This is a genomic window from Dolichospermum sp. UHCC 0259 (assembly GCF_009711935.1).
Classification (GTDB): domain Bacteria; phylum Cyanobacteriota; class Cyanobacteriia; order Cyanobacteriales; family Nostocaceae; genus Dolichospermum.
This window is the reverse complement of sequence record NZ_VIKX01000011.1, coordinates 3,140-11,955: the sequence shown is the minus strand read 5'-3', so window position 1 is coordinate 11,955 and position 8,816 is coordinate 3,140. Positions and strand designations below refer to the sequence as shown.

The 8,816-nt window shown below is 40.6% G+C and carries 8 protein-coding genes; 6 read left to right on the top strand and 2 right to left on the bottom strand.

Annotation, left to right across the window (positions count from 1 at the left end; translation table 11 throughout):
* Positions 1 to 59: 59 nt before the first annotated feature.
* Together FJR05_RS01425 and FJR05_RS01420 are read right to left on the bottom strand one after the other, a co-directional pair.
* Positions 60 to 1,664, bottom strand: coding sequence for a M23 family metallopeptidase (locus FJR05_RS01425; RefSeq protein ID WP_168642475.1), 1,605 nt, complete (start codon positions 1,662 to 1,664; stop codon positions 60 to 62).
* A 188-nt stretch (positions 1,665 to 1,852) separates the two neighbouring features.
* A complete protein-coding gene (locus tag FJR05_RS01420) occupies positions 1,853 to 2,692 on the bottom strand; it encodes a biotin--[acetyl-CoA-carboxylase] ligase (protein ID WP_254446626.1) in 840 nt (279 codons plus the stop codon).
* Positions 2,693 to 2,877: 185 nt separating this feature from the next.
* Between FJR05_RS01420 and pgeF the strand changes: the two genes are divergently transcribed.
* From pgeF to guaA, 6 genes are all read left to right on the top strand, one after another.
* A complete protein-coding gene (gene pgeF / locus FJR05_RS01415; RefSeq protein ID WP_168642474.1) occupies positions 2,878 to 3,657 on the top strand; it encodes a peptidoglycan editing factor PgeF in 780 nt (259 codons plus the stop codon).
* Positions 3,658 to 3,948: 291 nt separating this feature from the next.
* Positions 3,949 to 4,194: a Calvin cycle protein CP12 gene (locus tag FJR05_RS01410; protein ID WP_168642473.1), complete on the top strand. Its 246-nt coding sequence runs from the start codon at positions 3,949 to 3,951 to the stop codon at positions 4,192 to 4,194.
* A gap of 212 nt (positions 4,195 to 4,406) precedes the next feature.
* Positions 4,407 to 4,997, top strand: coding sequence for a DUF3177 family protein (locus FJR05_RS01405; RefSeq protein WP_168642472.1), 591 nt, complete (start codon positions 4,407 to 4,409; stop codon positions 4,995 to 4,997).
* Between the two features lie 243 nt (positions 4,998 to 5,240).
* Entirely contained in the window at positions 5,241 to 5,540 is a 300-nt protein-coding gene (locus tag FJR05_RS01400) for a hypothetical protein (RefSeq protein WP_168642471.1), read from the top strand.
* A 143-nt stretch (positions 5,541 to 5,683) separates the two neighbouring features.
* Positions 5,684 to 6,799 carry a cobalt-precorrin-5B (C(1))-methyltransferase CbiD gene (gene cbiD / locus FJR05_RS01395; protein WP_168642470.1) on the top strand — a complete coding sequence of 372 codons (1,116 nt, stop codon included), beginning with the start codon at positions 5,684 to 5,686 and terminating at the stop codon, positions 6,797 to 6,799.
* A 300-nt stretch (positions 6,800 to 7,099) separates the two neighbouring features.
* The gene (guaA, locus tag FJR05_RS01390) at positions 7,100 to 8,722 is read left to right on the top strand and encodes a glutamine-hydrolyzing GMP synthase (protein ID WP_168642469.1); all 1,623 of its coding nucleotides are present in this window, start codon (positions 7,100 to 7,102) and stop codon (positions 8,720 to 8,722) included.
* The last annotated feature ends 94 nt before the right edge of the window (positions 8,723 to 8,816 follow it).

Sequence of the window (8,816 nt, the reverse complement as noted above, 5' to 3'; positions counted from 1 at the left end):
CAACTTCCCCAACTCCCCCTACTCCCCCAGTCCCCAGTCCCCAGTCCCCAGTCCCAAAACTACCGAGCCTGTGCCGTTTTCACCCCTTCTGTACCTTGTGCCAACTGGCTGAGACCACCTTGTAATTGCACACCTGGGTCAACAGCCACCCATCCATTTTGGGTGAGGTGACGGACTTCAAAGTGTAGGTGTGGTCCAGTAGAATTACCAGTGCTACCAACTCGACCAATGACAGTTCCGGGTTCTACCCATTGTCCAGGTTGAACAAAGATTTCTGACATATGCCCGTAAAGACTTTGTTGAGCAGAACCGTGATTGATTGTTACAGCTAAACCATAACCACCTAACCAGTTAGCTGATTCCACTTGACCTCTAGCCGCTGCTAAAATTGGTGTTCCTGTAGGCGCAGCTAAATCTGTCCCCGCGTGAAACCGGCGATCGCCCGTGATAGGATGAATACGCCAGCCAAATAAAGACGTAATTGGTGCAGCCACCGCTAGAGGGAAAACTGTTCCTGAACCACCACCAACACCACGATAGGCCAGGGTATTAGTATAAGGAACTTCCGGCAACACTGATGCCAAAGAGAAGTCATAAGACACCATACTAGGACGAGGAGCAACATTACCCTCTATCATTGGCGCAGGTAAACTACCTACCTGGGGAGCAATAGGGGTAGAACTCACCTTGGTCGTGCTAAATTCTCTAGGACTGGGAATAAAGCTATTAGCATGATAAGCAGCCTTTGTATGACTACTGGTATTACTTCTGGAAATCCGCCAATTATTTTGATTTTGAGGTTGACTGATTTTGCTCACACTACTAGCCACAGCCTCAGTCACATTCTTGCTTTGATTACTATTTGCAGTTATAGTTTTCCAGCCTACTTGTTTCTGTTTAGAGACAGTCACTAATTTAGCAACTTCACTTTTTCTTAGCCAAGTCGGTGATGATTCTTGAGACTTAGCCACAGCAGGAGCTTGTGTAGATTTAGCGCAAGCGATAGACACCGTTGCTCCACAACCACTAGAACGTTCTGTTACCACTACAGAACTAGGTGGTTCATAGTTACTTTCGCCTACATTTTTATATTCATTCGTATCAATGTAAGCGTTGTTGGAATCCTTGGGTTTATTCTCTGTATCCTTAGCAATGTCTTGAGAATTATTAGCTTGTTGAGGAACTTCTGGCAGTTTTTTAATTACAGAATCAACTTCACTCACACTAGCAGTAGGTTGAGTATTTTCACTCTTGGGTTTAGAAATTCTCACACCAGCAGTAGGTTGACTATCTTCACCCTTGGGTTTAGAAATTCTTACACTAGCAGTAGGTTGAGCCTCTTGTCTTTTGGCAACACCTTTACTATTTAGCCTCTTTTTTAGATTAGCTCGGCGGACAGAAAAATCTGGTTGTGGCTTCGCTGTTTCGGAAACACTAGCTTCCTTCTGCACTGGATTGGGGACTGCTGTTGGTTGAGCATTCTCAATAGTCGGAACAATATTGTCTATTGAGGAAGTGTCAGCCTGAGCAGATACAAACCCGCCACTAAGAAGACTGAAGCTACTTAATAAACAGATACCTTGTGCTGGCAATCTAGAAGCAAAGCGTTTCTTTGTACCGCCGTAGTAAAAATTTTTATGGGCAGATTTATGGTGCTGCGTCATTTTTTTTCTTTTGTTGTGTGTAATAAAGGTTAAATAATCAATTTTGGATTTTGGACTTAGGCAAAAACGCGCAGTCAAGTAGTATTGGATTCAATTTAATTGTACATTTTAATTGTACGTTTCAAATCCAAACTTGCCTTACTTGCTCATTTGTTTAACTCAAAAAGCTAAATTTTGAACAAACTTAATCATGAAACAGAAGTTCGACGATAACCCAAGCTAATTGTACCCGGTTGGACAGAAATTTCTGGTGTTAAAGCTGCTTTTGCATCATCAGTTGTCATTTTTAAACGCAGATTACCTTCTTGAGTCACGCCAACTACTTTACCTAAAAAATTATTGACATAAACCTGATCACCCATATTTGTAAGTACATCAAGGTAGTAAGACAAAAGTATGTTTATTCCTTCTGTCTGTAGACACTCTACACCGGACTTAATTCCTATTAAAACCTGTGACGTGAGGATTTCCAGGTGATCAAACATCTGACAATTCTGGGAATCTTGCCATAATTGCAGATTAATTCCAGTTTCTGGAACTTGATTGGCCCAATTAATCCCTACACCAATAATAGCTTGAGTGATTTGTCCTTGATTGACCTTGGTTTCAGTTAAAATGCCGCCTAACTTGCGACCATCTAATACTAAATCATTTGGCCATTTTATGCCCACAGGTATACCACATTTTTTTAGTTGTGCTGTAATTCCCCACGCACTAGCTAAGGTAAGTTGATAACTGTTGGTAGCTGCCAAATTAGGAGATATGGCCATTGAAAGATATAAACCACCCTTATGGGACTGCCATTCCCGTCCCCATTGCCCTCTACCGGCGGTTTGCTGGGTGGCAATAACTACAGAGCCAGGTTTTTCGCCTTGGTCAATTAGTTGCCACAGGGTTTGATTTGTGGAGGATAAAGTGTTAAAAATATGTAGAGAAAATGGTAAATCTTGTTGCTTATATTCTGCTTTTAAGCTATTTACCAAAAGTTGCTGATTAAATTCCACCATTTGTCGGTTGTCAGTTGTCATTGGTCATTGGTTAGTTGTCATTGGTCATTGGTGAAAACTATTCTTCTTCCTTCTTCCTTCTTCCTTCTTCCTTCTTCTTCATCCTGACTCCTGACTCCTGACTCCTGACTCCTGACTCCTGACTCCTGACTCCTGCTATAGAATGAATTGAAGGTTATTAATGGTCTATTGAGGTTTGGTTAAAGATGCACACTTGGCAATGGCACAATTGGGAAGGTCTACCTTATCTAACTTGTAATCTTCTAGAACCCTGGTCTCATGGTTTCTTTACCCAACAGTTTTGGCCACGCTTACCGCGTGAGCTAACTCCGGTTCTACAACCAGATGCTTTAGCTTATCGCTTGAAACAGGTACATGGCAATACGGTTTTAACTCCCCAGGAAGTTGATGATCATGTCAATACCAGTGATGATGATTTGGCCTTGGCAGATGGTTTAATTAGTCATCAACCTTTACAAGCTGTCTGGGTGGCTTCTGCTGATTGTACACCTGTGTTGATTGGCGATGTTAAAACTGGGCAGGTGGCGGCTTTACACGCTGGTTGGCGGGGTACAGCGGCGAAAATTGTGCCAGAAGCGATCGCCAGAATGCGATCGCATGGTAGTAATTTAATAGATTTGCGAGTAGCAATGGGTCCGGCTATTGCTGGGGAGGTTTACCAAGTCTCTGTGGAAGTGGCGGCAGAAATTGGCAGTACCATTGTCCCAGATGGTCAACCAGAAGCAGTTGTTTCGGCTTTGCACAATTTACCTAATTCACCTTTGCTTAGTGATGCAGAACCGGGAAAGGTGCGTTTAGATGTGCGCCGGGTAAATGCTTTACAATTGGAACAATTAGGATTTAGTGTAGAACAAGTGGCGATCGCTCCCTATTGTACTTTCCAAACTCCAGAACATTTCTTCTCTTATCGGCGAGAAAAAGAAAAAAAGGTGCAATGGTCAGGAATCGTGAGTACAGGTCAATAATCAACCTACAAACCAGTATACTAAATAACAATTTCTCAAAAAATGCTTATAAGCGATCTTTCAAGTCTGTATTCAAAATGAAGATCATGCAAGTTATAGGTATAACAGCTTATCATATTTATGGGATAATACTCTAGATATATCTCTCTCAATGAGCAAAAAGTCCATTGGGGAGATACTACCCACCAGAATTATCACCAAAAGTGTAAAACTAGTAATCTCAGAGACAGAAAACTACAATTTTCAAACTTTTTCTATACTAGTATAAACAAAACATAAAGAGACAAAATCATGACTAATATCCAAACAAAAGCCACTGACGATATCCAAGAAAAAATCCAAGAAGAAGTGGAACAGGCTCGCACTGTATGTGATGTCTCAGGTAGCACCTCCGCTGAATGTGCTGCGGCGTGGGATGCTGTGGAAGAATTACAAGCTGAAGCTTCTCATCAACGTCAAATTAAACCTAAAAACTCTTTAGAGCAATACTGTGATGCTAATCCAGAAGCAGATGAGTGTCGTTTGTACGAAGACTAAAACCAGAAGTTTTACCTGTTTTATCCAGTGATAATTCTTTGGTATATCAATGGTTTTAAGCACCATTCATCAATGGATTTGAACCAGACGGGGAATAAACTCCCCGTTTTTCCCATTTGCACAAAGTCTAGTTATCCAGAGGCTTGCAATTAAAAAATATCCCGTCTTTGTCAAGTATCTATTCACAAATTTTTCTATTTTTTATTGACTTTATGACACAAGTATGGTTTCGACCTTATGTTTGGATGGACTACCGACTGGCGTTATTATTTGCGCTGATTATTCCCTTAATTCTTCTGGTTTGGACATTTGTACAAAAAGCAGAAGGAATGCAGCGCTTATTAATGATTTACTGGCGAGTAGCTAGTTTATTAGCTATTAGTATGTACTTGATGATCGGTGGTTTCGGAGTCGGTTTTATCTCCGCTTTAATGGCGCAAATTCTCATTCCTATAGCGCTATGGTTTTGGGTAGACATCAATGATGAAATTGACTATTATCCCAATAGTCCATTAAAACTGATTTTTACTTCTTGGCGTTGGGCAACAACAGTTTATTGTAGTTTAGGAGCAATAGCTCTTCTACCTTTTTTGGGATGTGCTTTTTCGGGAACTGCTCTTAAAACTCCTTACTGTAGCGTTTGGTTAGAAGCACCATTACTATTTAAAGACTATTTTCATCATAATAGTAAACCTGCTTTTCTAGGTTTTCTGGGTATAGTTACTTTAGCAATTTATGTAATTTACTTAAGTTATTTTGTCGCGGTTAAACTTGGTAAATATGGACGTTCAGCGACACATTAAGCAATTGTAACAGGAGTTAGGAGTTAGGAGTTAGGAGTTAGGAGTTAGGAGTTAGGAGTTAGGAGTATCTTACCATAAGGCTTTTATTGTAGATTCTGTATCTAATTCAAGTAAATACCGAATTATCCCAAAGAATAAATCATCCCCATCAAACTAATCACAAAAATCATAGTTCTGACTGAATTATCCCCAAGAATAAATCATCCCCATCAAACTAATCATAAAAATCATAGTCCCGACTGAATGAATAACTCTATTAGCAAAAGACTGGAACAATATACCATTAAAAAACCACAAGAAGTTCTCATTATTAATGTAGAAATTGATGGTGAACCAGATCAAATTGCTGTCTTTAAAGGCTTTTCTAGTTCTTTGATGCGTCCAACTGCTTATGATCCCGATGTTCCAGTGTTACCAGATACGGCTACAATTATCACAATTGATCGCATAGCCAGTCCTTATAATCCTGATTCACCTCGTTATCTGCAACAAGATATTTCTTGGGAAGATATGCAAGTTTTATTATCAGAAGTTGGGGTTTAGAATTGGTCATTGGTCATTGGTCATTGGTCATTGGTGAAAACGATTTTTCTTTCTTCTTCCTCCTGAACTCCTGACTCCTGACTCCTAGCACTCACAGATAACTTTTTCAGCAAACCCTAAATTGTTAATTTTAAGTTGTCACTATGTCCAGTTCTGGATACACTTTACCTGTTTTTGCTTGTGCTGCTGCGGTTGCGGCTTTGCATTGGTTACGTCATCATCAACCTTTGCCAATTACTACTGTAGACTTAATTGAACCTGCGGAAATTGCTGAAATACCCATTGAACAAGTAGCGGGAATATCGGAAAATCAGGCTTTGGCAATTACTCGCAGTGATCCAGGTGATAATATAGATTTAACGAAGAATACACCAATTTGGGCTGTAGTGACATGGTATGAAGGAGATGGAGAAACAGTCATTATTGAAGGTGGAGAGGGAATTGGTAAACAACTTAATGGTGAGGGAAAAGCGGCGATTTATGGTTATGCTCAGAGATTAATAACAGAGAATTTACAGCGATTATTAGCACCGACGGAAAAAATCAAGGTAACAATTATTTTACCAGAGGGGCGATCGCTCGCAACTCGGACTTCTAACTCTGCTTTTGGAGTCGTCGAAGGACTATCCTTACTAGGAACAACAGGGATTTCTCAACCTTTAAGTACACCAGATCAATTAGCAGCTTTCCGCGCTGATTTAGCAGCAAAAGCCAGTCAATTTCCCACTTTAGTCTTTTGTATTGGCGAAAATGGCTTAGATTTAGCCCAAAAACTCGGTATCAACCCCGCACAAATGGTAAAAACCGCTAACTGGTTGGGACCCATGTTAGTTGCGGCTGATGTCTTAGGTGTCAAAGAAATTTTATTATTTGGTTATCACGGTAAATTGATGAAACTAGCGGGGGGAATCTTTCACACTCATCATCATTTAGCTGATGGTCGGCGGGAAATTCTCACGGCACATTGTGCCATGCTAGGATTACAATCTCCAGATGTTCAAACTATTTTTCAGAGTCCGACAGCAGAAGCAGCATTAAAATATCTAAGAAGTCTAGATAGTAATACTGATACTAATTGGGTAAATCAGGTTTATAACTCCATCGCCGAAACAATTGATACCCGTTGCCAAGAATATCTGAATAGCCACAATGAACAAGGTAAAACCATCATAGCTTGTGGTTCAGTGCTTTTTGACCGCGATCGCCAAATCCTGGTTAAAAGTAAAACTGGTTGTATGTTACTGGAGAAATTGTGCTAACTTAATAAAAATTATCCTAATACCAATTTTATGTAAAGCCGCACAGAACTATGAAATCCATTAATTAATTCATCCGTCTTCATCTGCGTTTATTTGCGTTCATCTGCGGTTAATTATTCTTGAAATCTTATTCAATGCAGCTTGATATTAATTGGTACAAGTATCTCAAATAATATTTTTCAAAACTAAACTATGATTTGCATGATTAATTCATCTGTGATCACTGATCATTATTAATCACAAAAATTATAAACATCACAATTTGTGATTTTCTATCCTCAACGAAACACTTTCTCTACCATGAATACAGCGGTGACTCTACCAACAGCCGAAATACCCCAAACACAGGAAAATTTTGGGAAACTTAAAGGCCAAATAATTGTCATTTTAGACTTTGGCTCTCAATATTCTGAATTAATTGCTCGTCGTATCCGCGAAACACAAGTATATTCAGAAGTTATTTCCTATCGCACCACAGCAGAACAGTTACAACAAATCAACCCCAAAGGAATCATCCTCTCCGGTGGTCCAAATTCTGTATATAGCGACTACGCCCCCCATTGTGACCCAGAAATCTGGAAATTGGGAATACCCATTCTCGGAGTTTGCTATGGAATGCAACTCATGGTCAATCAACTGGGTGGAGAAGTAATCCAAGCCGAACGGGGTGAATATGGAAAAGCATCTCTACACATAGATGACCCTACAGACCTATTAACTAATGTCGAAGAAGGTGCAACCATGTGGATGAGTCATGGAGATTCAGTCACAACCATGCCTCCCGGCTTTGAACTACTGGCACATACTGATAATACACCCTGTGCGGCGATCGCTCACCATGACAAAAAACTCTATGGAGTCCAATTTCACCCCGAAGTCGTTCACTCTCAAGGTGGTCTAGCCTTAATTCGCAACTTTGTTTACCATATCTGTGACTGTGAACCAACTTGGACAACAGCCGCTTTCGTCGAAGAATCAATTCAGGAAATTCGCGCCAAGGTAGGAGATAAACGGGTACTATTAGCATTATCTGGCGGTGTAGACTCTTCTACTCTGGCTTTTCTCCTATATAAAGCCATTGGTGAGCAGCTAACCTGTGTATTTATTGATCAGGGTTTCATGCGAAAACTAGAACCCGAAAGGTTAGTAAAGTTATTTAAAGAACAATTTCATATTCCCGTAGAATATGTTAATGCCCGCGAACGATTTATCTCTGCTATCGCTGGAGTAACCGATCCCGAAGAAAAGCGTCGCCGCATTGGACATGAATTTATCAGTGTTTTTGAGGAGACATCAAAAAATCTTGGTCATTTTGATTACTTGGCTCAAGGCACACTTTATCCAGACGTAATTGAATCTGCTGATACCAATGTTGATCCAAAAAGTGGTGAACGGGTAGCAGTGAAAATTAAAAGTCATCACAATGTGGGTGGTTTACCAAAAGACTTGAGATTTAAACTCGTAGAACCACTGCGAAAACTATTTAAAGATGAAGTTCGTAAAGTCGGGCGTTCCATTGGTTTACCAGAAGAAATTGTCCAACGTCAACCATTTCCTGGACCTGGTTTAGCCATTCGCATTTTAGGTGAAGTCACCTCCGAGCACTTGAATATTTTGCGAGATGCTGATTTAATTGTTCGGCAAGAAATTAACCAACGCGGTTTATATAATGAGGTTTGGCAAGCTTTCGCGGTTCTATTACCCATTCGCAGCGTTGGGGTTATGGGTGACAAACGCACCTATGCTTATCCCATCGTTTTACGAATTGTCACCAGCGAAGATGGTATGACCGCAGATTGGGCGCGGATTCCTTACGATGTGCTAGAAGCAATTTCTACCCGCATTGTGAATGAAGTCAAAGGGGTAAACCGCGTCGTTTATGACATTACCTCCAAACCACCTGGAACTATTGAGTGGGAATAGGTAATTGGTAATTGGTAATTGGTGATTGGGAAGAAATATTTCCAACTTCCCCAACTTCCTCAACTCCCCCCCCCCCCCCCCCACCCCCCCCCCC

Coding starts and splice junctions, on each gene's coding strand:
- FJR05_RS01425 (WP_168642475.1), bottom strand. CDS start 1,664: ATGACGCAGCACCATAAATCTGCCCATAAAAATTTTTACTACGGCGGT.
- FJR05_RS01420 (WP_254446626.1), bottom strand. CDS start 2,692: ATGACAACTGACAACCGACAAATGGTGGAATTTAATCAGCAACTTTTG.
- pgeF (WP_168642474.1), top strand. CDS start 2,878: ATGCACACTTGGCAATGGCACAATTGGGAAGGTCTACCTTATCTAACT.
- FJR05_RS01410 (WP_168642473.1), top strand. CDS start 3,949: ATGACTAATATCCAAACAAAAGCCACTGACGATATCCAAGAAAAAATC.
- FJR05_RS01405 (WP_168642472.1), top strand. CDS start 4,407: ATGACACAAGTATGGTTTCGACCTTATGTTTGGATGGACTACCGACTG.
- FJR05_RS01400 (WP_168642471.1), top strand. CDS start 5,241: ATGAATAACTCTATTAGCAAAAGACTGGAACAATATACCATTAAAAAA.
- cbiD (WP_168642470.1), top strand. CDS start 5,684: ATGTCCAGTTCTGGATACACTTTACCTGTTTTTGCTTGTGCTGCTGCG.
- guaA (WP_168642469.1), top strand. CDS start 7,100: ATGAATACAGCGGTGACTCTACCAACAGCCGAAATACCCCAAACACAG.